The following is a 26,855-nucleotide window of genomic DNA, read 5'->3' on the forward strand; positions in this document are numbered from 1 at the left end:
AATGATGCTCGCGCGCGATCTGCGCCCGGAAATCCGCTGGCTCGCCGGCGGCTTCCTCCTGACGCTCTGCTCCGCCTTCGGCCAGACCTACTTCATCGCCATCTTCGCTGGCCATCTGAAGGCGGAGCTGGCGATGTCCGACGGTCAGTTCGGCAGCCTCTACACGATCGGCACGCTCGCAAGCGCCGCCCTGCTGACCTGGGCGGGGAAGTTCGCCGACCGCTTCCCGATCCGCTGGCTGGGCGCGGGGATGCTGGCCGGGCTGGCGGTCACGGCGCTGGCGATGGCGGCCGTCGCGTCGCCCTGGATGCTGGTCTTCGTGCTGTTCGGCCTGCGCTTTTTCGGGCAGGGGATGCTGACCCATGTCGCGATGACGGCGATGGGCCGCTGGTTCAACCGGAAGCGCGGGCGCGCGGTCTCGATCGCGGGGTTGGGCTTTCCGGTCTCCGAAGCCGTGCTGCCGATGATAGCCGTCACGCTGATCGGCCTCATCGGCTGGCGGATGAGCTGGGTCGCGGCCTCCGTCGCGCTGCTGGTCGTCGCAATCCCCGTCCTGATCGCCCTCCTGTGGTGGGAGCGTATCCCCACCGCCGGCCCCGCCGTCCCGAACAGTCATGGGGAGGTCGATCCGATCCGCCGGGAATGGACGCGCGGCGAGGTGCTGGGAAGCCCGCTCTTCTACGCGCTGATGCCGGGTGTCCTGGCGCCGGCTTTCATCATGACCGGCATCTTCTTCAACCAGGTGCCGCTGGTGGCGGTGAAGGGCTGGGACCTTTCCTGGTTCGCGGCCAGTTTTCCGGTGCTGGCCGGCGTCAATATCCTCTCCGCGCTCGCCGCCGGATGGATGGTCGACCGGTTCGGGGCCCGCCGCCTGCTGCCGGCGTTCCTGCTTCCGCTGGGGGCGGCGGCTTGCGTCCTCGCCTATGCGGCCGATCCCTACATCCTGCCGGTCGCCATGGCGCTGATCGGCCTGACGGCGGGCAGCGCCTCCACCATCCAGGGCGCGCTCTGGGCGGAGCTTTACGGGACGGAGCATCTGGGCGCGATCCGCGCCGTTGCGATGGCAGGAATCGTCTTCGCTTCCGCCCTGTCGCCAGGGCTGATCGGCGTGCTGATGGATGCCGGCGTGGCGCTGGAGACTCAGTTGCTGGCGCTGGGTCTCTACTGCCTCGCCGCCGCAATCTGGATGCGGCTCCTGACCTCGCGCCTCGACCGACTGGCGGCGGGGTGAGCCGGAAGGCTCCCGGTCAAAAAGAAAGGCCGCGACGGTGCGCGGCCTCTGGAAGGTATGCGAAGAAGACTTCGCATTCATCACGGGTCCGGCCTCTCATTGAAGGCCGGGAAGATGGATGGACGTCCAGGCAGGGACAGAAGAACGCCGCTTCGGCGACGGCGCTCATGGGCGTCCATCCACGTCGACTACGGCGGCACGCGGCGTCTATTCCCGTCCTCCTTGAGAAAAATCAGGCCAGCCGCTCCGCGACATAGGAATCGATCGCCCGCCGCCTCTCGTCGCCCGATTCCTGGAGGCGTCGCCGGCTCTTCCGGTAGTCGGCGACCGCGGCCTCGTCCTTCAGGCTCTTGACGTTGATGTCGACATTCAGCAGCGCCGCGCTCATCGCGCCATGGATCAGGATCGCGCCCGCCGCCACATCGCTGACGATATGGTCGTTGGCCAGCGGGGCCGCCTGCCGTGCCAGGTCTAGCGCCTCCAGACAGCTCGCCGCCGCGTTGAGCGGTATCTCCGTGGCCGCTTTGGAGGCGTCCTGCAAGGCCTGCCGGCGGGCGGCCTTGTCCATGTCGGTCTCCTTGGGCAACTTCAGCGCCGCCATATAGCCTTCGAACGCGCCGATATCGGCGTCGGCATGGGCGCTCAGCTCACCCATCAGCCGCTCCCCGCTCAGCACCAGCGCCTCGTAGCGGGACGGATCGTCGGCCTTCCGGGCTGTGATGCGCAGCGCCATGACGACCAGCCCCATGCCGATCGCCGCGCTGACCATAGCGGCCGATCCGCCGCCCGGCGTCGGCGCGTCGGCCGCCGCCTTGTCCCGGAACTCCGCAAGGCCCCATTCCCAGACGCTTCCGCTCCCGCTCTTGGCCATGGCCGTCATTCCTTCCCGCGCTGAAGCGCGATCGCCGTCATCAGATTGTCGAAGATGAGGGTGGAGGTCAGCGGCCCCACCCCGCCCGGCACCGGCGTCAGCGCCGCGACGCGCGGCATCGCCGTCTCTGCGTCCACATCGCCGACGACCTTGCCGTCCACGACGGAGATGCCGGCGTCGATCACGATCTGGCCCGGCCGCAGCATCGATCCGGTCACCAGCCCCGGCGCGCCGGCCGCCGCGAAGACCAGTTCGCAAGGGCCGATCGCCGCCGCCAGGTCCGGCGTCTTTGTGTGGCAGACGGTCACCGTCACGTCCCGGTTGATCAGCATGGGGATCAGCGCCCGCCCGACCGACCGTCCGCGCCCGACAACGGCGGCCCGCTTGCCGCGCAGGACGGTGGCGCTTTCCGCCAGCCGGATGCAGGCGAGCGGCGTGGCCGGCGCGATGGCGTCCTTCTCCCGCCCCGCGGCGATCAGCCCCAGATTGATCGCGGTCAGCCCGTCGACATCTTTCTTCGGGTCGATCAGCGCGATCGCCGCCTCGGCGTCCAGCGGCTTGTCGACCGGCAGTTCCAGCAGGATGCCATGGATATCGGCGCGGGCCGAAAGACCGGCCACCGCCCGCTCCAGCGCCGCCTGGCCGTCGGCGGGATCGACATGGACCACGTCCAGCGCGATGCCCAGCTTCGCGGCCGTGCGGCCCTTCGCCTCGGCATATTTGGCGACAGCGGGATCGGCGCTGGCAATCACCACCGCCAGCCTCGGTTCGACGCCTTCCTCCTTCAGCCGGGCGGTCCGTTCGGCGATGATCCCGCGCGTCGTTTCGGCAAGCGGGGCGCCCCGCAGGAGAGTGGCGTCTGCCATGCTGTCGATCCGTCCGTCGGTTCCGGGTAGGGCGTGGAGAGGCTTGGATAGCCTCGACTTTCCGTCCTTACAAGGCCATAAACCTCCGCTTAATGTTCCATGAGCGGCACGCCCCCGGCTGGTCGCCCCTTTTTCAGGCACGGAGTTTCCCAGCAAAAATGACCCCCGTCCTTCTGGGCATCGGCGCCAATCTGGGCGACCGCGCCGCCGCCCTCCGGGCGGCCGTATCGGGCCTCGGGCGCTTCCTGAACGTCACCGCCCTTTCGCCGGTCTACGAAACCGCGCCGATGTATGTGATGGACCAGGACCGGTTCCTGAACATGGCCGTGGCGGCGGAGACGGGAATGGGCCCGGACCGCCTCCTGGCCGCCGTCAAGGACCTAGAGCGCCGGCTGGGCCGAACGCCGTCGCGCCGCTACGGCCCCCGGCAGATCGACATCGACGTGATCTTCTACGGGCAGGAGGTGGTGGCCGAGCCCGGCCTGGAGATCCCCCATCCGCGCCTTCCCGAACGGCCCTTCGTACTGGCCCCGGCGGCAGACATCGCGCCGGGCTGGGTGCATCCGGAGACGGGACGGACGGTCGCACAGATGCTCGACGCGCTGGGTCCCCTGCGCGGCATCGAGAAGCGCGGCGATCTCGACGCCGACGCCTCCTCCTCCGATGCGGAAGGCGGCCAGCCCCTTTACGCCCGCGCGCCCTGACGCCAAACTCCACCCCATGACGGGGCGGGCGGATCGCGAGACAGGCTCCCGGCTCCAGGCGCTGGCCCTGGGGGTCCTCCTCGCTCTTTGCCCGGCCGTGTCGCTCGCCCAGAACAGCTTCACCGTCGAGGGCATCACCTTTTCCGACGAACGGGGCGGTGCGGTGCTGCGCGGCGTCACCGGCAGCGGCAGGGTCGATGATCCCTTCGTGGTTACGGAGGAGATCACGGGCGACGAACCGGCGATCCTGACGGTGCGGGGGCTGTCCTTCACCTTCGGCAACCGCGCGCGGACTAGCCATTCCACGGGCTTCGCGATCGTCAAGATCGTCACCAACGCGACCGACCGGCCCTGGAGCGGCTATGCGCTGGAACTGCAGGAGATGCTGGGCGCCCCCAGCTCCTATGGCGACGGCCTGTCCTTCGCCCAGGGCGACGAACGCGCCCGGACGATCGCTTCCGACCGCTTCCCCCGCGTCGGCGCGACGGAAGAACCCCATGACGGCGTCGCCTTCACCGGCGGCACGATCCTGCCCGGCGAGACCGTCTCCGTCAGCTTCTTCATCACCGACAACTCTCCGGTGGCGGCGTTCTATCTGATACAGCATCGGGAAGACCCGGTCGCCCGCGCGCCGGCGTCCGGTCCACGGCCCCTGACGGCGGCCGCTGCCTTTCCATAATATTCCCCGACTGCTTGCTGTTGTTCAGCGATCGACTATATTGCAATGCAGCACCGGCATGACGCCGAGGGAAGACGATATATGGATGACGTAAGGCGCTGGGACGATCAGGTCGGCAGCCTGTTCTTCGAGGATCTGTCGGTCGGCATGACCGCCAGCTACGGCAAGACGCTGACGGAAACCGACATCATCCTGTTCTCCGGCATCTCCGGCGACACCAATCCCGTTCATCTGAACCAGGACTATGCGGAGAAGACGCGCTTCAAGGGCCGGATCGCACACGGGATGCTGAGCGCCGGCTTCATCTCCGCCGTTCTGGGCACCAAGCTGCCGGGGCCGGGCGCGATCTATGTCTCACAGTCTCTGCGCTTCACCGCGCCGGTCCGCCATGGCCAGACGGTGGTGGCGCGCTGCACGGTGATCGAGTTGATCCCGGAGAAGCGCCGCGCGGTGCTGCTGACCCAATGCTTCGTCGGCGACACGCTGGTGGTCGATGGAGAGGCCGTGGTGATGGTGCCGTCGCGCGCCGCCTGATCTTCCGAACCGCTACCGCTTCGCCGGGCCGCCCAACTCCTCGCGCTCCAGATATTGCTTCGTCACGGCCGGCAGGTGATGTTCGATCCAGTCGGCCATCGCTTTCTCCTCCCGCAGAATCTCGCGGCAGACCGACGCCGTCTGCTGGTCGCCCGCCTCCTCGGCGGCCGCGATCAGCGTGGTGTAGGCGCTGATCTCGAAATGCTCGAAGGTGTAGCCGGCCATGGAGCCCTTGATGATCTCATCGTCGGCGAGCGCGCCGCCGAGCCCTTGCATCATGGCGCTCATCTTCCCGGCCGCGTCCTTCATGGTGGAGGTGTCCGCCCCCAACCGTTCGATGCAGGTCTCCAGCCGCCGGGCCTGGTTCTGGGTTTCGGAGATATGCTCCCGGATCCGCTGCCTCAACTCAGGATAATGCTCCAGCCTTGAGGCTTGGGCTTCCAGCATGGTTTCCGCCTGCTTCTCCATCGCATGCGCGTCGCGAAGCCACTGGATCAGTCGATCATTGCCTGTCGCCATGTCGCGTCCCTTCCTGCCGGCGCCCGGATGGCGCCTCGTCAATGGTCGCTAACAGGAAAAAGTCAGGCTGGTTCCGGAATGAAGGGAGGCCACTCCGCCTAAGGTTGCGGCATTTCCTCCCGCTCGTTGAACAGCAGCCGGTTGCCGAACGGGTCGATCAGAATCATCAGCCGTCCGCCCCAGGGCGGCTCCTCGATGCCGGGATTGAGGTAGGCATAGTCTCGGCCGCGCAGTTCGCGATGGAAGTCCGACAGGCCGCTCATCTCGATGAAGATCGCGCTTCCGGGCGTGCAGTCGCCGTGATGCTCCGTCAGGTGCAGGGATAGCCCGCCCCGCGATACCTGCATGTAGAGCGGCGCGGCCGGATCGAACCGGTGCTCCCAATCCACCGTGAAACCCAGATAGTCCAGATAGAATTCTCGCGCCTTCTCGATCGAGAAGATGCGCAGGAGCGGTATCGCGCGGTCGACCTTCATGGATGATCCTTGCCTGGAGTACGGCGTCGAATCCTAGTGCGGCGGCGGCGGTCTTCCTATAGTCCTTCCGCGCTGGCCCGAAGGCGGCCGGCGGGACCTACCGGCGCGTTCGAAGAGGACCATGCATCTTTTCCGGCACTATGAAGGCCTGCCGGACGACCTCAGGGGCTCGGTCGTCGCGGTCGGTAATTTCGACGGCGTGCATCGCGGCCACCAGATCGTGCTGGCGGAGGCGGCGTCGCAGGCGCGGCGGCTGGGCGCGCCGCTCGCCGTCCTGTCCTTCGAACCGCATCCCCGCGCGATCTTCCGCCCCGACGATCCGCCCTTCCGGCTGACGCCCTTCCGCATCAAGGCGCGGTTGCTCGACGCGCTGGGCGTCGACCTCCACATCGTGCTGCATTTCGACGAAGCCTTCTCCCGCCGCAGCGCGGACGATTTCGTGCGCGAGGTGCTGGTCGGCGGGCTGGGCGCGCGGCATGTCGTGATCGGCCATGATTTCTGCTTCGGCCACAAGCGGCAGGGCAACGCCGACACGCTGCGAGGGTTTGGGGAGACCTACGGCTTCGGTGTCAGCGTCGTCACCCAGGCCTCGGACGAAACGGGCGGCGCCTATTCCTCCAGCCGAATCCGCGAGCTGCTGGCGGAGGGCAAGCCGCGCGAGGCGGCGGAGATACTGGGCCGGCCGTGGGAGATCGAGGGCAGGGTCGAACATGGCGACAAGCGCGGCCGCGAGCTCGGCTACCCGACCGCCAATGTCGACCTCGACGATTATCTGCGCCCGGCCTTCGGGGTTTATGCCATCCGCGCCGGCATCGACGAAGGCGGGGCGATAGAGTGGCGCGACGGCGTGGCCAATCTTGGCGTCCGTCCGATGTTCCGGACATCCCGGCCATTGCTGGAGGCGTTCCTGTTCGATTTCTCCGGCGACCTCTACGGCCGGCACCTCCGGGTCCAGCTTGTCGAATTCCTGCGCGGCGAGATGAAATTCGACAGCCTCGACGCCCTAATCGCCCGAATGGACGAGGACAGCCAACAGGCGCGCGAGGCACTATCGCGGTGAAGAGAATCTCCGACCGCAGCGTGTCTGGAAAGAATTTACCCCGGCCGCGTGCCAGAAGCAGAGACGGTACCGGGGTTTACGCAGCTAGAATCAGCCCGGATCAAGTAAGAAATCAAGCTCAATGGATCAGGCTGTATCTCGCACGGATTTGGAGCACGCGCTCTCGTTTGAGCGGTTCGACCGTTGTCTGGAGTGGGCCGAGGGTGATCGCGAGCGTGCAATCGCCCTTTACACGCTCAATGCGCAAATTGCGGAAGCCCTATATACACCTCCCCAGATGCTCGAGGTGGCATTGTGAAACCACCGTCATGCAGTGATGAGCGGCCTTTTCCGCTTCGGCAACCAGCAATTCGAGAGAAGTGAATGATGTCTCGGGCAACGAGGAAACTGAGCCTTGTTCTTGACGAGTTCCGTAAGATGGACACGGAAATGCAAATGCAGACCGCGTTGATATTCATTCATGTAGCTGAGGCGGGGGCCAATGGGGTTTCACAACAGAAGCTCCGCGATCTCCTTGGACTGGCGCAAGCGAGCATCTCTCGCAACGTCGCCGCCCTATCCAAAGTGCATCGGAAAGGAAGACTGGGCCACAATCTGATTGTTGCACAGGAAAACCCGAACAACCGTCGGGAGAAGATTGTCTATCTGACTGACCAGGGCCGAAGGGTTCTTTCGACTATCGAAGGTTTGCTTGAGGAGTGATTTTAGCGCAACCCGCTTACTCGGGTCTGCCGGAGGGACTACCCGACTGACGAGCCGACCCACGCTCCAGCCTTGACCCGCCGGGGCGATTCGCTAACATCCGCGCGCCATGCGGTGGAATGCGCGTCAGATACCCATTGTGGAACGAATTAGCCGCCCGGCCCTCACTTGAGCGGCCGGACAGGCGGCCGTTTCCGCGCCGCGACGATTTTCAATGCACGTAACAAAATTGGCTCTGCCATGAGCCACGGCCGATCGGCCGTTCGAGGTTTCCGATGAGCGCTGACACCACCGACAAGCCGGCCGCCGACCACCCCGTCGACTACAAGGCGACCGTCTTCCTGCCGAAGACCGATTTCCCGATGCGGGCCGGCCTGCCGAAGAAGGAGCCGGAGCTGCTGAAACGCTGGGCCGATTCCGGGCTCCACGACAGGCTGCGCGCCGATTCCAAGGGGCGGGAGCCGTTCGTGCTCCATGACGGCCCGCCCTACGCCAACGGCCATCTCCATATCGGCCACGCGGTCAACAAGGTGCTGAAGGACGTGATCGTCCGGTCTCAGCAGATGACCGGCAAGGACGCGGTTTACGTCCCCGGCTGGGACTGCCACGGCCTGCCGATCGAATGGAAGATCGAGGAGAAGTACCGCGCCGCCGGCAAGGACAAGGACGAGGTGCCCGTCCTGGCGTTCCGGGAGGAATGCCGGCAGTTCGCGCGCCATTGGGTCGATGTCCAGTCCGACGAGTTCCAGCGGCTGGGCGTGATGGGGGATTGGGAGAATCCCTATCTCACCATGACCAGACCCGCCGAAGCCCAGATCGCGCGGGAGATCCACAAATTCCTGAAGAATGGCGGGCTCTATCGCGGCTTGAAGCCGGTCCTCTGGTCGGTCGTGGAGAAGACCGCACTCGCCGAGGCGGAGGTCGAATATCAGGACCACACCTCGACCACCATCTGGGTCCGCTTCCCGATCGTGACGCCGTCGCTGGCGGAGCTCGCGGGCGCGTCGATCCTCATCTGGACGACGACGCCCTGGACCATCCCGGCCAACCGCGCGGTGGCCTATGGGGAGAAGATCACCTACGGCCTCTACCGCGTGAAGAAGGTGGCGGAAGGCAGCGCCGCGCAAATCGACGAACTGCTGGTCGTGGCGACGGAGCTGGCGCCCTCGGTCGCGGAGACCGCCGGCATCCTGGAATGGATTTGCGTCGAGACGTTCGAGGGCGGGAAGCTGGCCGGCACCATCTGCCGCCACCCGCTGAGCGGCCGGGGTTTCGATTTCGAGGTGCCGGCCCTGCCGGGTGATTTCGTGACGACCGATCAGGGCACCGGCATCGTCCATTGCGCGCCCAGCCACGGCGCGGACGATTTCGAGCTGGGCCGCCGCCATGGCATCGAACCGTCGGAGACGGTGATGGAGGATGGCCGCTACGCGCCCACCATGCCGCTCTTCGCCGGGCTGCCGGTCTATACCTCCGAAGGCCGCCCCGGCCCGGCCAACAAGGCCGTGGTCGCGGCGCTGAAGGAGGCGGGCGGACTTCTGGCGGAAGGCCGGCTCCGGCATTCCTACCCGCATAGCTGGCGCTCAAAGGCCCCGCTGATCTTCCGCGCCACCGCGCAATGGTTCATCTCGATGGAGAAGAATAACTTGCGGGAGACGGCGCTGAAGGCGCTGAAGGAGACGCGCTTCGTGCCGCCCTCGGGCTACAACCGCCTCTCCTCGATGATCGAGATGCGGCCCGACTGGGTCATCAGCCGCCAGCGCGCCTGGGGCGTGCCGATCGCGATCTTCGTGAACAAGGAAACGCGGGAGCCGCTGCGCGACGATGCCGTGCTGGACCGCATCACCGACGCCTTCGAGGCCGAGGGGTCGGACGCCTGGTTCTCCCGCGACCCGCAGGACTTCCTGGGCGACGATTATTCGGCGGAGGATTACGAGCAGGTCTTCGACATCGTCGATGTCTGGTTCGAATCCGGCTCCACCCACGCCTTCGTGCTGGAACAGCGCGACGACCAGAAATGGCCGGCCTCGCTCTATCTGGAAGGGTCCGACCAGCATCGCGGCTGGTTCCATTCCTCCCTGCTGGAAAGCTGCGGCACGCGCGGCCGCGCGCCCTATGAGGCCGTTCTGACCCATGGCTTCGTCATGGACGAGCAGGGCCGCAAGATGTCGAAGTCGCTCGGCAACGTCACCGCGCCGCAGGACGTGATCGCGCAGAGCGGGGCGGACATCCTGCGCCTCTGGGTCGTGTCGTCGGACTATTCCGAGGATATGAAGATCGGGCCGGAGATCCTGAAGTACCAGGCCGATTCATACCGCCGGCTGCGCAACACGCTGCGCTACCTGCTGGGCGCGCTGGGCGGCTTCTCCGAGGCTGAGAAGGTCGACCCATCCGAGATGCCGGAACTGGAGCGCTGGGTTCTGCATCGGCTGACGGAGATGGACGGGCTGGTCCGGCAGGCGGTTGCGGATTTCGATTTCCACACGATGGCGACGGCGCTCCATAATTTCTGCGCCGTGGAGCTTTCGGCCTTCTATTTCGACGTTCGCAAGGACTCGCTCTATTGCGACGCGCCGGCCTCGCTGCGCCGGCGGTCGGTCCGCACCGTGCTGGACCGGCTGTTCGATTGCCTGACCGCGTGGCTGGCGCCGATCCTCTGCTTCACGGCGGAGGAGGCGTGGCTGACGCGGATGGGCGACGATGCCGGCAGCGTCCACGAACGGCAGCTTCCCGAGGTGCCGTCCTCTTGGCGGGACGAGACGCTGGCTGCCAAATGGCAGAAGGTGCGGCAGGCGCGCCGGGCCGTGACGGGCGCGCTGGAACTGATGCGGGCGGAGAAGAAGATCGGCTCCTCCCTCCAGGCCCATCCCGTCGTCTATCTGGCCGACGATCTGAAGGCGGTGGTCGACACGGTCGATTTCGCGGATATCGTCATCGCGTCCTCCGTCACCATTGTCGCCGGCGATGGCCCGGCCGACGCCTTCCGCCTGCCCGAAGCGCAGGGCGCGGCGGTCGTTCCGGGCCTGGCCGAGGGGGAGAAGTGCGAGCGGTGCTGGAAGGTCCTGCCGGAGGTCGGCGAAAATCCCGACCATCCGACGCTCTGCGGCCGCTGCGCCGAGGCGGTGGAGGCGATGCGATGATGCGGCTCGGCCTCGTCACGGCGGCCATCGTCCTCGTCCTGGACCAGATCACGAAATGGCTGGTGCTGGATCTGGTCATGCAGCCGCCGCGCGTGATCGAGGTGACGTCCTTCTTCAACTTCGTGATGGTCTGGAACCAGGGCGTCAGCTTCGGCATGTTCGCCCATGAGGCGGAACTGGTGCGGTGGGCGCTGATCGCGGTGTCGCTCGCCATCACGGGCTTCCTCGTCAACTGGCTGCGCAAGGCCGACAAGTCGCTTGTCGCGCTGGCGCTGGGCATGGTGATCGGCGGGGCGATCGGCAACGTCGTCGACCGTCTGCGGTTCGGCGCGGTCGCCGACTTTCTGGATTTCCATCTTTTGGGCTATCATTGGCCCGCCTTCAACGTGGCCGACGCCGGAATAACGGTCGGCGTCGTCCTGTTGATCTGTGACAGCCTGTTCGGTCGCCGGGACGCAGCGGAGACCGCGAAATGAAAATTGAGACATCAAGGGACGGATCCGTGACCCGAAACGTGCTTTTCCCGATCGCCGCCTTCGTGGTCGGCGGCCTCGTCCTTTCCGGCTGCGACAGCGTCAACCAGGCGTTTGGGCTGGACCGCAACGTCCCCGACGAATTCGCCGTCGTCTCCCGCGCGCCGCTTTCCATGCCGCCCGATTTCAGCCTGCAACCGCCGCGCCCGGGCGCGCCCCGGCCCCAGGAAGGCACGGCGTCCCAGCGCGGAATGGAGGTCGTGATGGGGGAATCGGCGGGCGTCATCGACCCGGGCGTGAGCGCCGGGGAGAACGCGTTTCTGGCCCAGGCCGGCGCCGCTTCGGCCGACCCCAACATCCGGCAGATCGTGGACCAGGAATCGACGGAGCTTCTGGTCGCCGACCAGGGCTTCGTCGACAATCTGATCTTCTGGCGCGACGAACAGCCCGCCGGCACCATCGTCGATCCGGAGGCCGAAGCGCGGCGCATCCAGGCGAACCAGGCGCTGGGCCGGCCGATCACGGAAGGCGACGTCCCGGTGATCGAGCGCAAGGACCCCGCGCCGCTGGAAGGCCTGTTTGATTTCTAGCTTTGATTGGCAATGGCACGCCGGGGGAGCGCACCCGTTCTTTTCCGCCAGTGAAGCCGCGGCGGCCCATGGATTCCGGATCAAGTCCGGAATGACCAACAAAAACAATGTCATGCTGGACTTGATCCAGCATCCATGCGGCGTCGATGCCGAACGAGACCCCGCTCGGCCTTTCGCCATCCGTGAAGCGGCGAATCCTATGATGACCCTTTGATTTCCAGCGCCATCGGCCCCACCTTCTGACGCAGGCTCGGAACAGGCGAGGACATAAGGTGACGCGGGACGACGGGAAGAAAACGACGCCGTGGGCCTTCATCCATCGAGCGGGGGCCGCCTTCCTTCTGCTTCTCGTCGCGCTGCTGCCCCCGCCCGTCCGGGCGGAGGTCTTCAATCCGGAAACCTTCACGCTGGACAACGGCATGCAGGTGGTGGTGGTCACCAATCGCACCGCCCCCGTCGTCAGCCATATGGTCTGGTACAAGGTCGGCGCGGCGGATGAGCCGTGGGGAAAGTCCGGCATCGCCCATTTTGTCGAACATCTGATGTTCCGGGGGACCGAAACCGTTCCCGACGGGGAGTTCAGCCAACGCATCAGCCGGGAAGGCGGCCAGGATAACGCTTTCACGAGCTGGGATTTCACCGCCTATTACCAGAACGTCGCGTCCGACCGGCTGAGGCTGGTGATGGAGCTTGAGGCGGACCGCATGGTCAACCTCGCCCTTTCCGACGCGGTCGTGCTGCCGGAACGCGACGTGATCCTGGAGGAACGGGCCCAGCGGGTGGACAATGTGCCGGGGTCGCGGCTGAACGAACAGATGTATGCCGCCCTCTTCCAGAACCATCCCTACGGCATCCCGATCATCGGCTGGTCCCACGAGATCGCGGAACTGACGCTGGAGGATGTGGAAAGCTTCTACCAGACCTGGTACGCGCCGAACAACGCGATCCTCGTCGTTTCCGGCGACATCAATGCGGAGACGCTGCGCCCTCTCGCGGAGGCCACTTACGGCCAGATCCCGTCCCGCCCGGTGCCCGAGCGCGTCCGGCCGATGGAGCCCGGGGCGGAAGGGGAGCGGCGTGTCGTGGTGACCGATCCGACGGTGCAGCAGCCCCTGTGGCGGCGGCTCTATCTCGCCCCCAGCTACGCCAACGATCCTGATGGCCACGCCTACGCCCTGCAGGTGTTGAGCGAGGTGCTGGGCGGCGGACCGACCAGCCGTCTTTACCGTTCTCTGGTGATCGATCAGGGGCTGGCAGTCAGCGCCGGCACCGGCTATTCGCCGAATGACCTGGACTACAGCGTGTTCGTCGCCGTCCTGGCCCCGACGCCCGGAACCGACCTGGAGGACGCCGAGGCGGCGTTCGAGGAGGAGGTGGCCCGCATCGTCCGGGAAGGCGTGCCGGAGGCGGAGGTCGAGGCCGCGAAGACCCGTCTCGCCATCGCCGCGGACTATGCCCGCGACAGCCTGTTCGGCCCGGCACGAACGCTGGGCGCGGCGCTGGCGACGGGGCAGACGATCGAGGATGTGGAAAGCTGGCCCGACCGTATCCGCGCCGTGACGGCGGAAGAGGTCCGCGCCGCGGCGGAGGCCGTGCTGACGGCCGAACGCGCCGTTACCGGCCTGCTTCTGCCGGAAGCGCCGCCCAGCCCGGTCGCCGCCGCGCCGCCGCCGGGCGCCCCGGCAGAAGAAGCGCCCGATGCCGAGGAGGCGCTGAATGATGACAAATGACGACAAAAGCCTACGTTTTTTCTTTTTTTCCTTGCTGGCGGGCTTCTGCCTTCTCACGCCCGTCACGGCCGGCGCGGTGGAGGTGGAGCGGGTGGTCAGCCCGATGGGCATCGAAGCCTGGCTGGTGGAGAACGATTCCATTCCCGTGATCTCGATGGAGTTCGCGTTCCTGGGCGGGACCGCGACCGATCCGGAAGGCAAGGCGGGGCGGGCGAACTTGGTCTCCGTCCTGCTGGACGAAGGGGCGGGCGATCTGGACAGCCAGGAATTCCAGGGCCGTCTCTCCGATTCGGCGATCTCCCTTTCCTTCGATGCAGGCCCCGACGCCTTCTTCGGCAGTCTCCAGACCGTCTCCCGCTTCTCCGGCGAGGCGTTCGAACTGCTTCGCCTCGCCATCAACGAGCCGCGCTTCGATGAGGAGCCGGTCGAGCGGATGCGCGCCGCCGTCGCCGCCTCCATCCGCCAGCAGACAGGCGATCCCGGTTGGCTGTCCCGACGGGCCTTCTACGATCTGGCCTATCCGGACCATCCCTATGGCGACCCCTCGCGCGGCACCATCGAAACGCTGAACGATCTGACGGTGGAGGACCTCCGGACCTTCGTGGAGGAGAGGCTGGCCCGCGACAATCTGCTGATCGGCGTCACCGGCGACATTTCAGCCGAGGAGTTGGCGCCGGTGCTGGACGATGTTTTCGGCGGCCTGCCAGCCGAAAGTGCGCCGTTCGATATCCCGGCAGTGGAGATGCAGGGACAGGGACAGACGGTCCTGGTCGAACGGGACGGGCCGCAGAGCATCCTGCTGATGGCGCAGCCCGGAATCTCCCGCGACGATCCGGACTACTACCCGGCGCTGGTGATGAACTACATTCTGGGCGGCGGCGGCTTTGAAAGCCGTCTGACCCAGGAACTGCGCGCCGAACGCGGGCTGACCTACGGCGTCTCCTCCTACCTGGTGGAGAACGAGAAGACGACGATGCTGATGCTCGACACTTCGCTGACGAACCAGAACGTCGCGACCGCGATCGACCTGATCCGCCAGGAATGGCGGCGGATGAAGGAGGAAGGCGCGACGCAGGAGGAGGTCGACGGGGCCAAGACCTACATGACCGGCTCCTTCCCGCTCGCCTTCACCTCCACCGACCGGATCGCTGGCACGCTGCTCTTCATGCAGCTTCACGATCTGGGCATCGACTATATCGACACCCGCAACGATCGCGTGGAGGCGGTGACGCTGGAACAGGTGAACGCGGTCGCGGAACGGCTGCTCGATCCGGCCGCGCTGGCGACCGTGGTGGTCGGCGATCCGGCGGATGATATCGGACCCGAAATAACGCGGCAGGCGGCCGACATCGTGGCGCGCGAGCTGGGGCGCGGCGGCTCCTGAGCCATGGAACGGCCGGCCGGGGGTTGGTAGTTAAGTTTCCCGAACCCGCGCAACTCCCCACACCAGCCCGGAAGGCTCCCGATGTCGCAGCTTACCGCTTCCCCCGCATGGCAGGCGCTGGAGCGCCATCGCGACGGCCTGGAGGACACCGGCCTGCGGCGTCTCTTCGCTGACGATCCCGACCGGTTTCGGGACTTGTCGCTGACCTTCGGCGACAGCCTTCTCCTCGACTACTCCAAGAATCTCGTCACCAGCCAGACGATGACCCTCCTGTTCGACCTCGCGCGCCAGCAGGGGGTGGAGCCCTGGCGCGACGCGATGTTCGCCGGCGAGCGGATCAACGGGACGGAAGGCCGCCCCGTGCTGCACACGGCGCTGCGCAACCGCTCCGGCCGTCCGGTGACGGTCGAGGGGGAGGACGTCATGCCGGCGGTCCGCCGGGTGCTGGACCAGATGCGGACCTTCTCCGAAGCGGTCCGGTCGGGCGACTGGACAGGTCATACCGGCAAGCCCATCACCGATGTCGTCAATATCGGGATCGGCGGGTCGGACCTCGGCCCCGTGATGGTGACGGAGGCGCTGGCCGCCTACCGGCATCCGGGCCTGGCGCTGCATTTCGTCTCCAACGTCGACGGCACCCATATCGCTGAGACGCTGGAGCGCCTCGATCCGGAGACGACCTTGTTCATCGTCGCGTCGAAGACCTTCACGACGCAGGAGACGCTGACCAATGCCCATACCGCCCGGTCATGGTTCCTCGACAGTGGCGCGGCGGAGACGTCGATCGCGCGGCACTTCGTGGCGCTGTCGACGAATGCGAAGGAGGTGACGGCGTTCGGCATCGATCCGGCGAACATGTTCGAATTCTGGGATTGGGTCGGCGGGCGCTATTCACTCTGGTCCGCGATCGGCCTGCCCATCGCGATCTCTATCGGCATGGACAGGTTCGAGGAGCTGCTGGCCGGCGCGCATGAGATGGACGACCATTTCCGCACCGCGCCCCTGGAAGAGAACATGCCGGTTCTGCTGGCGATGCTGGGGGTCTGGTACAACAATTTCATGGGCGCGCAGGCCCACGCCGTTCTGCCCTACGACCAGTATCTCCATCGCTTCGCCGCCTACCTTCAGCAGGGCGACATGGAATCGAACGGCAAGTCGGTGGACCGCGACGGCCGGCCGGTGGACTACCAGACAGGGCCGATCATCTTCGGCGAACCCGGCACCAACGGGCAGCACGCCTTCTATCAGCTTATCCATCAGGGCACGAAGCTGATCCCATGCGATTTCATCGCCCCCTGCCGCAGCCACAATCCGCTGGGCCGGCATCATGACATCCTGCTGTCGAACTTCTTCGCCCAGACGGAGGCACTGGCCTTCGGAAAGACCGAGGCCGAAGCGAGGGCGGAGCTGGAGAAGGCGGGCAAGTCGGGCGCGGCGCTGGAATCGCTGCTGCCCCACAAGATGTTCTCCGGCGATCGGCCGACCAACTCGATCCTGATCGACACGCTGGACCCGCGGCGGCTGGGCATGCTGATCGCGCTCTACGAACACAAGATTTTCATTCAGGGCGCGGTCTGGAACATCTACAGCTTCGACCAGTGGGGGGTGGAGCTGGGCAAGCAGCTTGCCGGCCGCATATTGCCGGAGCTGGAGAGCCCGGATCCCGTCGACGGCCATGACGGCTCCACCAACGGGCTGATCGCCTTCTACAAGACGCGCCGTCTTCGCTGACCCGGCCCGCCATGAAAGCGCCTTAGGGCCGCGCCATCGTCGGATGAACCGAACGCCCGTAGAGGCGTTGATGAACCGTAACGATGCCGTTCAGGGACAAGCTCCATGTGCCTCTCTCACGATCACGCTCATTGCTCTCACCCCAGCCTCGGCCGGCGCGGCTTCATGGTCGGCGTGGCCGGCACGGCCGGCATCATGATGGCCGGCTGCACCACCGGCAGCCAGATCGCGGACGCGGTACCGATCCTGATCTCTCCCGAGCAGGAGGCGCAGCTTGGCGCGGAGACCTGGGCGCGCATCCGGCAGGAGACGCCGGTCTCCGACAACAGATCAATGCAGGCGGCGCTGGAGCAGGTCGGCAGCCGACTCCTGACCGCCGCCGGAGAGAACCCGAACCAGTGGGAGATGGTGGTGTTCGAAGGGCAGGAGGCGAACGCCTTCGCCCTGCCCGGCGGCAAGATCGGCGTCTATGAGGGCATATTCAATTACATGGAGAACGATGCCCAGCTTGCGGCGGTCGTCGGCCATGAGATCGGCCACAACCAGGCGCGCCACGCCGCGCAGCGGATCAGCGCTTCACAGGCGTCGCAACTCGGCGTCCAGGTGATCACCGCCGCGCTGGGCGGTGGCAGCGGCGGCGCGGCCTCGGCCGACCAGATCGCGGCGCTGCTGGGCGCGGGGGTCCAGTACGGCATCCTGATGCCCTATGGGCGCGACCAGGAGCTGGAGGCAGACCGTCTGGGCCTGCGGCTGATGGCGATGGCGGGATACGATCCCAGGGAATCGATCGATTTCTGGCAGAAGATGTCCCAGGCCCCCGGAGGCGGAACGCCGGAATTCGCCTCCACCCACCCCTCGCCGGGCAACCGGGTGGCGCAGCTTCAAAGCCTGATGCCGGAGGCGATGGCGATCTATAACTCCTGACGGAGTCGCACCACCACTCGCCATAGGGCGGCATCGGCGCTACCATATCTGGATGGTCGCCCACATGACTCCGATAATGCGGACAATCCGCCTGCTGCCCCCGACGCTGGTCAACCGGATCGCGGCGGGGGAGGTGATCGAACGGCCGGCCGCCGCCGTCAAGGAACTGGTGGAAAACGCCATCGACGCCGGGGCCGGGCGGGTCGATGTGGTGTTGCGCGATGGCGGACGGACCTTCCTTTCCGTCACCGACGATGGCTGCGGCATGACGCCGGACGAGCTGTCGCTCTGCATCGAACGCCACGCCACCTCGAAGCTGGAGGGCGAGGACCTCCTGCGGATCTCGACGCTGGGCTTCCGGGGCGAGGCGCTGCCCTCGATCGGCGCGGTCAGCCGGCTGTCCATCGCCAGCCGCGCCAGGGGCGCTGGCGAATCCTGGGCGCTGGCCGTCGAAGGCGGGGCGGTGGGCCAGCCGCAGCCGATAGCCTTCGGCGAGGGCACGCGGGTCGAGGTCCGGGACCTGTTCTACGCCACGCCTGCGCGGCTGAAGTTCCTGAAATCTGAACGGGCGGAATTCGCCGCCGCAATCGACGTGGTCCAACGGCTGGCCATGGCCCATCCGGAGATCGCCTTCACCCTGTCCGACGACAAGCGCACGCCCGTCCGGCTGACAGCCTGCCAGGGCGATCTCCTGGACGCCCGGCTGGACAGGCTTTCAGCCGTGATGGGGCGCGATTTCGCGGACAATGCGCTGACCATCGACGCGACGCGGGAAACGGCGCACCTCACCGGTTATGCCGCGCTGCCGACGCTGAACAAGGCGACGGGCCAACACCAGTACCTCTTCGTCAATGGCCGCCCGGTGCGCGACAAGCTGCTGCTGGGCGCGCTGCGCGGCGCATATTCGGATTTCCTCGCCCGGGACCGGCATCCGGTGGCCGCGCTCTTCCTGGAACTGCCGCAGGAAGAGGTCGACGTGAACGTCCATCCGACGAAGGCGGAGGTCCGCTTCCGCGATTCCGGGCTGATCAGGGGGCTGATCGTCGGCGCGATCAAGCATGCGCTGGCGCAGGCCGGCCACCGGGCCTCGACCACCGTCGGGACGGCGACGCTCGGCGCGTTCCGGCCGACCACAGCGCTCGCCTTCGCCTATCAGGCGCCGCCGCCCCGGCCGTCATATTCCACCGGGTTCGCCGAGCCGGCGGCCGAATACTTCGCGCCGCTCCAGACGCCTTCAGCGCGGGCCGAGCCGCCGTCCGCGCCGATCGCACCGGACCACCCGCTGGGCGCGGCGCGGGCGCAGGTCCATGAGAATTATGTCGTGGCCCAGACGCCGGACGGGCTGGTGATCGTCGATCAGCACGCCGCCCATGAGAGGCTGGTCTATGAGAAGATGAAGGCGGCCCTGATCGATGGCGGGGTGAAGACCCAGGGTCTCCTGCTGCCGGAGGTCGTGGACCTGCCGGAATCCGATGTGGACCGTCTGCTCGCCCGCGCGCCGGAACTGGCGGAGCTTGGGCTGACGCTGGAAGCCTTCGGCCCCGGCGCGGTGGTCGTCCGGGAGACGCCGGCCCTCCTGGGGCAGGCCGACGTGCAGGGGCTGGTACGCGATCTGGCGGACGAGTTGGCGGATCTTGACCAGGCGATGACGCTGCGCGACCGGCTGGACGCCGTCTGCTCCACCATGGCCTGCCATGGCAGCGTGCGGTCGGGCCGCCGGCTGACGGTGGAGGAGATGAACGCGCTGCTCCGCCAGATGGAGGCGACGCCTCATTCCGGCCAATGCAACCACGGCCGGCCGACCTATGTGGAACTCAAGCTGTCGGACATCGAACGGCTGTTCGGTCGCCGTTAGGGCTCCTGCTCCAGCCCGTCGGTGATCTCGTAATAATCGCCCTTGGAGGCGACATAGATATGCTTGACGGTCGCGAGGCCCGTAGGCTCGTCCAGCGTGCCGGCGGCGATGCTGACATAGGACCGGCCTTCGGGCGCCCAGAAGACCGACCCGCCGCATTCCCGGCAAAAGCCCCGCCGCGCCTTGTCGGAGGAGCGGAACCAGGAAAGGCTCCTGTCCTCCACCATCGTCAGGTCGACGCGGGCGCAGTTGGTGTAGGCGGCGTAATGGCCGTGGGTGCGCCGGCACTGGCCGCAATGGCAGGCGACCACCGGCCGCATCGGCCCCCGTATCTCATATCGGACGCCGCCGCAGAGGCAGCCGCCACTCGCCGTTATTGGCGCGTCATTCGCCATCGCCGTTGATCCTTTGAAGAAAGGTGATCCTCGTCTCTCCATAGCATCGCTCATCGCGGAGGGCGAAGCCCGGCGGCGGCGTGAAATCGTCCTCGCGCGCCGTCTCCACGACGCAGATGCAGTTTCGCGCCAGCCATCCGGTTTTCGCCAGCGCCGGCAGCGCCTTCTGGGCGAGCTCCTTGCCATAGGGCGGGTCCAGGAAGGCCAGCGTCGCCGGCTGCTTCGCCCTCGGCGGTCGGGCGGCGTCGGCGCGCAGCAGGGTGACCCGTCCTTCCTCCTTCAGCGCCGCGACGTTCTGACGGCCGAGCGTCAGCGACCGGGGATCGGTATCCATCAACGTCAGATGCTTCGCGCCCCGCGACAGGGCCTCCAGCCCCAGCGCGCCGGTGCCGCAGAAGGCGTCCAGCACGATGGCATCCGTCAGCGGGTCATCGGCCCAGCCGGCATGGGCCAGCATGTTGAACAGCGCCTCCCGCACCCGGTCGCCGGTCGGGCGCACGTCCTGCCCGGCAGGCGTCAGGAGCCGCCTGCCCCTATGAACGCCGCCGACGATCCGCACGGGGCTTGTCGGGCTGGTCGAGGAACGCGCCGAGCTGGCTGCGCAGGACGTGGGACCTGATCTCCTCCACATCCCCGCGCTCCAGGCTGCCGAGTTGGAAGGGGCCGTAGGAGGTGCGGATCAGCCGGTTGACCGGATAGCCGAGCGCCTCCATGACCTTCCGGACTTCGCGGTTCTTGCCTTCCCGCAGCCCCACGGTCAGCCAGGCATTGTCGCCTTGCTGCCGGTCCAGCGCGGCGTCGATCGGGCCGTAGCGCAGGCCGGAGACGGTCATGCCGCCCGCGATCTCCGCCAGCTTCGCGGGGTCGACCCGCCCATGGACCCGGACCCGATAGCGCCTCACCCAGCCGGTCGCCGGCAATTCCAGATGCCGGGCCAGCGCGCCGTCATTGGTCAGCAGCAGCAGCCCTTCGCTGGCGATATCCAGCCGTCCGATGGAGACGACGCGGGGCATCGCCGGTGGCAGACGGTCGAACACGGTCGGCCGCCCGCGCTCGTCCCGGGCCGTCGTCACCAGCCCCGCCGGCTTGTGATAGCGCCACAGCCGCGTCGGCGTCTTGCCCGGCAGCGGCTTGCCGTCCACCACGACCGCGTCGGCCTCGGTCACCGTGACGGCCGGGGAGGTCAGCACCGCGCCGTTCACGGCGACGCGGCCTTCCGCGATCCAGCGTTCGGCGTCGCGGCGGGAACAGAGGCCGGCCCGCGCCAGCACCTTCGCGATGCGGTCGCCGCCCTGGGCTTTCGTCTCTTCGGTCATGGGCGGGAGCTATCGCACGGAACGGAAGCCGCGCCAAGGCGGCTTGACCGCCTTCGGCGGGACGGGCAAAGGTCGCCGGCCATGACGGACTTGCCCAACGACCAGACCTTCCTCGACCTCGCCTTCGCCGAAGCGGAGGCCGCCGCCGCGCGGCAGGAGGTGCCGATCGGCGCGGTGCTGGTGGAGGTTGAGACGGGCCGCGTCCTGGCCGCTTCGGGCAACAGGACGGAGGAACTGGCGGACCCGACCGCCCATGCGGAGATGCTGGCGATGCGGGCCGCCGCCTCGGCGCGCGGACGGCCGCGCCTGCCGGATTGCGACCTCTATGTCACGCTGGAACCATGCGCCATGTGTGCGGCAGCGATCAGCTTCGCCCGCATCCGCAGGGTCGTCTATGCGGCGTCCGATCCCAAGGGCGGGGCCGTGGAGAACGGGCCGCGATTCTTCACGCTGCCGACCTGCCACCATCGACCCTCGGTGGAGGCGGGCGCGCAGGCGGAACGGTCGGCGGACCTTTTACGCGCCTTCTTCCGCGCGCGCCGCTGACAGGGCGGCGGCCGCGATGTCGCGGCGGCAGAACCCTTCCGGCCAGTCGATCGCATCGACCGCGCGATAGGCGGCGTCCCTGGCCTCACCCAGCGTCGCACCCAGCGCCGTCACGCCCAGCACGCGCCCACCCGTCGCGACGATGCCGCCGTCATCGGTGGAGGCAGTGCCGGCATGGAAGATTGTCGCGCCGGTCTCCCCGGCTTTCTTCAACCCCTTGATCGGCGTCCCCTTGCGATAGGCGCCCGGATAGCCTTTCGACGCCATCACCACGACGATGGCCGCCTCGTCGCGCCAGCGCAGGTCGACAGTGGACAGCGCGCCGTCGGCGCTGGCGATCAGGGCGGGCAGGATGTCGCTCTTCAGCCGGACCATCAGCGCCTGGCATTCCGGATCGCCGAACCGGACGTTGTATTCCAGAAGCTTCGGCCCGTCGGGCGTCAGCATCAGCCCGGCATAGAGCACGCCCTTGAAGGGCGCGCCTTCCGCCTTCATCGCCGCCACCGTCGGCTCGATGATCTCCGCCATCACCCGGCGCCGGAGGGCGTCGGTCAGCAGGGGAGAGGGGGAGAACGCGCCCATGCCACCGGTGTTCGGGCCTTCGTCATTGTCGTATGCGCGCTTGTGGTCCTGCGCGCCGGCCAGCGGAAGCACCGTCTCCCCGTCCGCCAGCACGAAGAAGCTCAACTCCGGCCCTGTCATGCATTCCTCGACGATGATCTCCGCCCCGGCCTCGCCGAACGATCCTTCTAGCAGGGCGGCGTCGATGGCCGCCTCCGCCTCCTCGACGCCCGCCGCGACGACGACGCCCTTGCCGGCGGCCAGCCCGTCGGCCTTGACCACGATCGGCGCGCCTTCCGCCCGAACATGCGCCTTGGCGGCTTCGGCGTCGGTGAAGGTGGCGTAGCGGGCGGTGGGGATGCCGTAGCGGGCGCAGAGGCCCTTCATGAAGGATTTGGAGCCCTCCAGCGCGGCTGCCGACGCCGACGGGCCGAACGCCTTCACGCCGGCCGCCGCCAGCCGGTCGACCAGCCCCAGCACCAGCGGCTGCTCCGGCCCCACGACGACGAAGTCGATCGCCTTTTCCGACGCCAACACCACCAGCCCTTCGACATCGTCGGCCGCCACGGGCAGGCATTCGGCGACCGCCGCGATGCCGGCATTGCCGGGCGCGCAATAGAGCCGGTCGCACAGCGGCGAGGCTTCTATCGCCCAGCAGAGAGCGTGTTCGCGCCCGCCCGATCCGACCACCAGGATGTTCATTCGGCCCGTTCCTTCAATTGCCAAGGCTTGGCTTTACTAGAGGATGGGTCGGGGTTGTATCATGCGGCCATCATGACGCAAGACACCGTTCCAACCAGGGGCGTCCGCCCCAACACGCCCGAATACACCGTCAGCGAAATCTCCACCGCCGTGAAACGAACAGTGGAGGACGGTTTCGCCCATGTCCGGGTGCGGGGAGAGATATCCCGGCCCAAGATGCCGGGATCGGGCCATCTCTACCTGACGCTGAAGGACGACGGCGCGGTGCTGGACGCCGTCTGCTGGCGCGGCTCCGTCTCCCGACTGTCGATCCGGCCCGAAGAGGGGATGGAAGTCATCTGCACCGGCCGGCTGACGACCTATGCCGGCCAGTCGAAATACCAGCTCGTGGTCGAACAGATGGAGCTGGCGGGCGAAGGCGCTCTCCTGAAGCTGCTGGAGGACCGTCGTCGCCGGCTGGCCTCCGAAGGCCTGTTCGACGAAGCCCGCAAGCAGCGCCTGCCCTTCCTGCCGGATGTCATCGGCGTCGTCACCTCGCCCACCGGCGCGGTCATCCGGGACATATTGCACCGGCTGGAGGAACGGTTTCCCCGCCATGTCCTGTTGTGGCCGGTGCCGGTCCAGGGGCAGGGCGCGGCGGAGAAGATCGCGGCGGCTATCGAAGGCTTCAACGCGCTGCCGCAAGGCGGCGTGCCGCGTCCGGACGTCCTGATCGTGGCGCGCGGCGGCGGCAGCCTTGAAGACCTGATGGCGTTCAATGAGGAGATCGTGGTCCGCGCGGCGGCGGCCAGCGCCATTCCGCTGATTTCCGCCGTCGGGCATGAGACCGACACCACGCTGATCGACCATGCCGCCGACCGTCGCGCCCCGACGCCGACGGCGGCGGCCGAGATGGCGGTGCCGGTCCGGAACGACCTTCTGGTCGCCATCCGGGACCGGCAGGTGCGGATGCTGGGCGGGCTGAGCCGGTTGGTGGCCGAACGCCGGATGCGGGTCGAGGGGCTGGGGCGCGGTCTGGGCGACCCGGCGCGCCTGCTGGAAGGGGCTTCGCAGCGTCTGGACGACCGCTCGGAGCGGCTGGCGCGTTGCCTGCCGGTGCTTCTGGACCGTCGGCGGGGCGCGCTGGCCGAAGCGTCGGCCCGCCTGCGCCATCCGCGCCAGCAACTCGCGGAGGCCGAACGGCATCTCCGCCAGCTTGGCCACCGGCTATCCTCGGCGGGATACGGTTCGATGACCCGGCATCGCCAGCGGTTCGAGGGCACCGCGCGCCTTTCCCCGCATCCGATGAAGCGCGCCATCGCGGATGGCGCCCGGCGGCTGGGCGAATCCGGCAGCCGCCTGCCGGAAATCGTGGCGCGCCGACTCGACCGGCTGGACGAACGGCTGAAGGGTCAGGGGAAGCTTCTGGTGAGCTACTCGTATGAAGGCGTGCTGGAACGCGGCTTCGCCATCGTCCATGATGATCGGGGCGACATCGTCGACAGCCGCGCCAAGACATCGCCCGGCAAGCAGGTGACGCTGGAGTTCGCGGACGGCAAGGTCGGCGCGGTGGTGGCCGGGGGAGCCGTGCCGGAGCGGCGGCGGCCAGCCCCCGCGCCGAAGCAGGGGACGCTGCTTTAGGGCAGCAGCGGTTCCAGCAGCCGGTCGACCGCGCCATCGTCCGACCATGAGACGCGGACGGGCAGAGTCCGGACCATCGGCCGCGCGTCGGGCGGCAGGCGGGCGCGGTCTTTCGTCGTCGTCACCAGCACGGCCTTGGCCCGGTTCGCGAGGTCGACCATCCGCATGATCTCGTCCGCCTCATAGCGATGATGATCGCCGAAGGCGAATTCGGCGGTCGGCCTTGCGCCGAGAGCCTTCAGCGTGGCGAAGAACTTCTCCGGCCGGCCGATGCCCGCAAAGGCGACCACCGGCGTTCCGCGCAGCCAGCCGGCATCGCCGTCTGGGACCAGCCGGCCGAACAGGACCGGCAGCTCCCACTCCTCGGCAAGCGCGCCGACGCCCGCCCGGTCGTCGCCCATCACCGCCAGCGCCGAGGCGCGCCCCAGCCCGTCGGCCAGCGGCTCGCGCAGCGGCCCTGCCGGGATCAGCCTGCCGTTCCCGAAGCCGGTCTCACCGTCGACGACGACCAAGGATACATCCTTGGCAAGGGCCGGGTTCTGGAAGCCGTCATCCATGACCAGCACCGTCGCGCCGGCGTCGATCGCAGCCTTCGCGCCGGCGGCGCGATCGCGCGCGACCCAGGTCGGCGCGGCTTCGGCCAGCAACAGCGGCTCGTCACCGACATCCGTTGCCTCATGCCGGCCGGGATCGACCATGACCGGCCCCTTCATCCGGCCGCCATAGCCCCGGCTGAGGAAATGCGGCTCCAGCCCCATGGCGCGCAGCCGAAGGGCGAGGGAAAGGGCGACCGGAGTCTTCCCCGCGCCGCCGGCGGTCAGATTGCCGATGCACAGCACCGGGACTTCCGCCCGCCAGGGCTTCGCCGTCTGTCGTCGCCACCGCCCGATCCGCCCATAGGCCGCGCCCAGCGGGGAAAGCGCGGTCGCGACCGCGTTGGGGGATCGCCAGAAGGAGGGAGCCTTCATCGCGGCGCTTCCGCGCGGTTCAGAAGCGGCGCGATCTCAGCCATCACCTCGTCCAGCAGGCCGCGCCGCCTGTCGGCGACCGCGCGAGCCGCGGCGGCCATGCTTGCCCGGTCCTCCGGCCGGCGGAGCAGCCCGTCCACGGCCTCCGCCAGACCGGCGGAACCGTCCAGCAGGATCGCGCCGCCGGCCTCCGCCAGTTCGGCCGTGATCTCCGAGAAGTTGGTCATATGCGGCCCCAGCACCAGCGCGGAGCCGAGCTGGGCCGCCTCGATCGGGTTGTGTCCGCCATGGGGAACGAGGGAGCCGCCGATGAGCGTGATCGGGGCCAGCCGCAGGAACAGGCCCATCTCCCCCAACGTGTCGGCGACATGGATCGGCCCGTCGGGCGCTTCCCCCCGGCTGCGCAGCGTCACGCCGATCTCCGAGGCCAGAACGGCGACATCGCCGCCGCGTCCGGGATGCCTGGGCATCAGGATGGTCAGCAGGTCCGGCCACCGCTCCGAGAGCGCCCGGTGAGCCTCCAGCGCCATCTCCTCCTCGCCCGGATGGGTGCTGGCCGCCAACCAGACCGGCCGTCCGTCGATGGCGTCCCTCAAGGCCGCGACCTCCGCCTCGTCTGCGTCGGGCGGGGCGGAGGTGAATTTCAGGTTGCCGGCCGGCCCGATCCGGCGCGCGCCCAGCGCCCGGAACTTCTCCCCCTCCGCCGGCCCCCAGGGAAGGATCACGTCGAAGGCGGACAGAAGCGCCCTGATCGGGCCGGGAAAGCGCCGCCAGCGGGCGAGGGAGGAAGCGGACATCCTGGCGTTCACCATCGCCGCCGGGATCGCGCGGTCGCGGATCTCCGTCAGCAGGTTGGGCCAGATCTCGCTCTCCACCCAGATCACCAGATCGGGCCGCCAATGATCCAGGAAGGTCCGGGCGTAGTCCCGCCGGTCCACCGGGACGAACTGGTGAAAGGCGCGGTCCGGCAGCCTCCCCTCCATCAGCCGGGCGGAGGTGAGCGTGCCCGTGGTCAGCAGCACCGACAGGTCCGGATTGTCGTCCAGCAGCCGGCCGATTAGCGCCTGGACCGACAGCGCCTCCCCGACGCTGGCCCCGTGAATCCAGACGAGGCGGCCCTCCGGCCGCGGCTTCGACGGCCGGCCCAGCCTTTCGGGCCGGCGCGACTCATCCTCCTTGCCGGCGGCGGTGCGGCGTCTCAGCAGCAGGGGGATGAAGGGACCGGCGACCCCGGTGACCAGACGATAGATCGGATAGAACATCACGCCACGGGAGCGA

The 26,855-nt window shown here is 67.8% G+C and carries 27 protein-coding genes; 17 read left to right on the plus strand and 10 right to left on the minus strand.

Translation table 11 applies throughout. The features are described 5' to 3' along the window. Window position 1: 1 nt before the first annotated feature. Window positions 2–1,231 carry an MFS transporter gene (locus AAFN89_RS05930; RefSeq protein ID WP_347536886.1) on the plus strand — a complete coding sequence of 410 codons (1,230 nt, stop codon included), beginning with the start codon at window positions 2–4 and terminating at the stop codon, window positions 1,229–1,231. A gap of 232 nt (window positions 1,232–1,463) precedes the next feature. Here AAFN89_RS05930 and AAFN89_RS05935 read toward each other — a convergent pair whose 3' ends face one another. Continuing rightward, window positions 1,464–2,102, minus strand: coding sequence for a cyclodeaminase/cyclohydrolase family protein (locus AAFN89_RS05935; protein WP_347536888.1), 639 nt, complete (start codon window positions 2,100–2,102; stop codon window positions 1,464–1,466). Between the two features lie 5 nt (window positions 2,103–2,107). After that, the gene (locus AAFN89_RS05940; RefSeq protein WP_347536890.1) at window positions 2,108–2,968 is read right to left on the minus strand and encodes a bifunctional 5,10-methylenetetrahydrofolate dehydrogenase/5,10-methenyltetrahydrofolate cyclohydrolase; all 861 of its coding nucleotides are present in this window, start codon (window positions 2,966–2,968) and stop codon (window positions 2,108–2,110) included. A 158-nt stretch (window positions 2,969–3,126) separates the two neighbouring features. Here AAFN89_RS05940 and folK point away from each other — a divergent pair, with 158 nt between their 5' ends. From folK to AAFN89_RS05955, 3 genes are all read left to right on the plus strand, one after another. Beyond that, window positions 3,127–3,672: a 2-amino-4-hydroxy-6-hydroxymethyldihydropteridine diphosphokinase gene (gene folK / locus AAFN89_RS05945; RefSeq protein ID WP_347536892.1), complete on the plus strand. Its 546-nt coding sequence runs from the start codon at window positions 3,127–3,129 to the stop codon at window positions 3,670–3,672. A 16-nt stretch (window positions 3,673–3,688) separates the two neighbouring features. After that, complete coding sequence (locus tag AAFN89_RS05950) at window positions 3,689–4,351, plus strand: hypothetical protein (RefSeq protein ID WP_347536894.1); 663 nt, start codon at window positions 3,689–3,691, stop codon at window positions 4,349–4,351. An 81-nt stretch (window positions 4,352–4,432) separates the two neighbouring features. Next, on the plus strand, window positions 4,433–4,885 hold the full coding sequence (locus AAFN89_RS05955; RefSeq protein WP_347536897.1) for a MaoC family dehydratase: 453 nt from the start codon (window positions 4,433–4,435) through the stop codon (window positions 4,883–4,885). Between the two features lie 12 nt (window positions 4,886–4,897). On the opposite strand, the gene AAFN89_RS05960 is transcribed toward AAFN89_RS05955, so the two are convergent. Then, entirely contained in the window at window positions 4,898–5,404 is a 507-nt protein-coding gene (locus AAFN89_RS05960) for a ferritin-like domain-containing protein (RefSeq protein WP_347536899.1), read from the minus strand. Between the two features lie 98 nt (window positions 5,405–5,502). After that, window positions 5,503–5,880, minus strand: coding sequence for a glyoxalase superfamily protein (locus tag AAFN89_RS05965; RefSeq protein ID WP_347536901.1), 378 nt, complete (start codon window positions 5,878–5,880; stop codon window positions 5,503–5,505). A 121-nt stretch (window positions 5,881–6,001) separates the two neighbouring features. Here AAFN89_RS05965 and AAFN89_RS05970 point away from each other — a divergent pair, with 121 nt between their 5' ends. From AAFN89_RS05970 to mutL, 11 genes are all read left to right on the plus strand, one after another. After that, complete coding sequence (locus tag AAFN89_RS05970; protein ID WP_347536903.1) at window positions 6,002–6,940, plus strand: bifunctional riboflavin kinase/FAD synthetase; 939 nt, start codon at window positions 6,002–6,004, stop codon at window positions 6,938–6,940. A 417-nt stretch (window positions 6,941–7,357) separates the two neighbouring features. Continuing rightward, complete coding sequence (locus tag AAFN89_RS05975) at window positions 7,358–7,642, plus strand: MarR family transcriptional regulator (RefSeq protein ID WP_347536905.1); 285 nt, start codon at window positions 7,358–7,360, stop codon at window positions 7,640–7,642. Window positions 7,643–7,917: 275 nt separating this feature from the next. Beyond that, the gene (gene ileS / locus AAFN89_RS05980; protein WP_347536907.1) at window positions 7,918–10,782 is read left to right on the plus strand and encodes an isoleucine--tRNA ligase; all 2,865 of its coding nucleotides are present in this window, start codon (window positions 7,918–7,920) and stop codon (window positions 10,780–10,782) included. Beyond that, on the plus strand, window positions 10,779–11,258 hold the full coding sequence (lspA, locus tag AAFN89_RS05985; protein ID WP_347536910.1) for a signal peptidase II: 480 nt from the start codon (window positions 10,779–10,781) through the stop codon (window positions 11,256–11,258). The genes ileS and lspA overlap by 4 nt, the downstream gene beginning before the upstream one ends. 26 nt (window positions 11,259–11,284) lie before the next feature. Then, window positions 11,285–11,845 (plus strand): DUF3035 domain-containing protein, encoded by a 561-nt coding sequence (locus tag AAFN89_RS05990; protein ID WP_347536912.1) that lies wholly within the window; start codon window positions 11,285–11,287, stop codon window positions 11,843–11,845. 91 nt (window positions 11,846–11,936) lie between these two features. Beyond that, the gene (locus AAFN89_RS05995) at window positions 11,937–12,059 is read left to right on the plus strand and encodes a hypothetical protein (protein ID WP_347536914.1); all 123 of its coding nucleotides are present in this window, start codon (window positions 11,937–11,939) and stop codon (window positions 12,057–12,059) included. Between the two features lie 58 nt (window positions 12,060–12,117). Continuing rightward, window positions 12,118–13,575, plus strand: coding sequence for a pitrilysin family protein (locus AAFN89_RS06000; protein ID WP_347536916.1), 1,458 nt, complete (start codon window positions 12,118–12,120; stop codon window positions 13,573–13,575). Next, a complete protein-coding gene (locus AAFN89_RS06005; RefSeq protein ID WP_347536918.1) occupies window positions 13,562–14,959 on the plus strand; it encodes a pitrilysin family protein in 1,398 nt (465 codons plus the stop codon). The genes AAFN89_RS06000 and AAFN89_RS06005 overlap by 14 nt, the downstream gene beginning before the upstream one ends. Window positions 14,960–15,040: 81 nt before the next feature. Further along, window positions 15,041–16,690 carry a glucose-6-phosphate isomerase gene (gene pgi / locus AAFN89_RS06010; RefSeq protein WP_347536920.1) on the plus strand — a complete coding sequence of 550 codons (1,650 nt, stop codon included), beginning with the start codon at window positions 15,041–15,043 and terminating at the stop codon, window positions 16,688–16,690. Window positions 16,691–16,795: 105 nt separating this feature from the next. After that, window positions 16,796–17,614, plus strand: a complete 819-nt coding sequence (locus AAFN89_RS06015) for a M48 family metallopeptidase (protein ID WP_347536922.1) — start codon at window positions 16,796–16,798, stop codon at window positions 17,612–17,614. A 64-nt stretch (window positions 17,615–17,678) separates the two neighbouring features. Next, entirely contained in the window at window positions 17,679–19,469 is a 1,791-nt protein-coding gene (mutL, locus tag AAFN89_RS06020) for a DNA mismatch repair endonuclease MutL (protein WP_347536924.1), read from the plus strand. Here the strand turns inward: mutL and AAFN89_RS06025 are convergent. The 3 genes from AAFN89_RS06025 to AAFN89_RS06035 are packed head-to-tail and all read right to left on the minus strand — an operon-like array spanning window position 19,466 to window position 21,180. Continuing rightward, window positions 19,466–19,864: a GFA family protein gene (locus tag AAFN89_RS06025; RefSeq protein ID WP_347536926.1), complete on the minus strand. Its 399-nt coding sequence runs from the start codon at window positions 19,862–19,864 to the stop codon at window positions 19,466–19,468. The two genes, mutL and AAFN89_RS06025, sit on opposite strands and share 4 nt — an antisense overlap. After that, a complete protein-coding gene (gene rsmD, locus AAFN89_RS06030) occupies window positions 19,854–20,423 on the minus strand; it encodes a 16S rRNA (guanine(966)-N(2))-methyltransferase RsmD (protein WP_347536928.1) in 570 nt (189 codons plus the stop codon). The genes AAFN89_RS06025 and rsmD overlap by 11 nt, the downstream gene beginning before the upstream one ends. Beyond that, a complete protein-coding gene (locus AAFN89_RS06035; protein WP_347536931.1) occupies window positions 20,398–21,180 on the minus strand; it encodes a pseudouridine synthase in 783 nt (260 codons plus the stop codon). The genes rsmD and AAFN89_RS06035 overlap by 26 nt, the downstream gene beginning before the upstream one ends. Before the next feature lie 81 nt (window positions 21,181–21,261). On the opposite strand from AAFN89_RS06035, the gene AAFN89_RS06040 reads away from it, so the two are divergent. Further along, window positions 21,262–21,726 carry a nucleoside deaminase gene (locus AAFN89_RS06040; RefSeq protein WP_347536933.1) on the plus strand — a complete coding sequence of 155 codons (465 nt, stop codon included), beginning with the start codon at window positions 21,262–21,264 and terminating at the stop codon, window positions 21,724–21,726. On the opposite strand, the gene purD is transcribed toward AAFN89_RS06040, so the two are convergent. Continuing rightward, window positions 21,697–22,989, minus strand: a complete 1,293-nt coding sequence (purD, locus tag AAFN89_RS06045) for a phosphoribosylamine--glycine ligase (RefSeq protein WP_347536935.1) — start codon at window positions 22,987–22,989, stop codon at window positions 21,697–21,699. The genes AAFN89_RS06040 and purD overlap by 30 nt on opposite strands. 72 nt (window positions 22,990–23,061) lie before the next feature. On the opposite strand from purD, the gene xseA reads away from it, so the two are divergent. Next, on the plus strand, window positions 23,062–24,609 hold the full coding sequence (gene xseA, locus AAFN89_RS06050) for an exodeoxyribonuclease VII large subunit (RefSeq protein WP_347536937.1): 1,548 nt from the start codon (window positions 23,062–23,064) through the stop codon (window positions 24,607–24,609). On the opposite strand, the gene lpxK is transcribed toward xseA, so the two are convergent. Both lpxK and AAFN89_RS06060 read right to left on the minus strand, forming a co-directional pair. Next, on the minus strand, window positions 24,606–25,577 hold the full coding sequence (lpxK, locus tag AAFN89_RS06055; protein WP_347536939.1) for a tetraacyldisaccharide 4'-kinase: 972 nt from the start codon (window positions 25,575–25,577) through the stop codon (window positions 24,606–24,608). The two genes, xseA and lpxK, sit on opposite strands and share 4 nt — an antisense overlap. After that, window positions 25,574–26,839, minus strand: a complete 1,266-nt coding sequence (locus AAFN89_RS06060) for a 3-deoxy-D-manno-octulosonic acid transferase (RefSeq protein WP_347536941.1) — start codon at window positions 26,837–26,839, stop codon at window positions 25,574–25,576. The genes lpxK and AAFN89_RS06060 overlap by 4 nt, the downstream gene beginning before the upstream one ends. Window positions 26,840–26,855: the final 16 nt, after the last annotated feature.

The organism is Inquilinus sp. CAU 1745 (assembly GCF_039839375.1).
GTDB lineage: Bacteria > Pseudomonadota > Alphaproteobacteria > DSM-16000 > Inquilinaceae > JBDOQU01.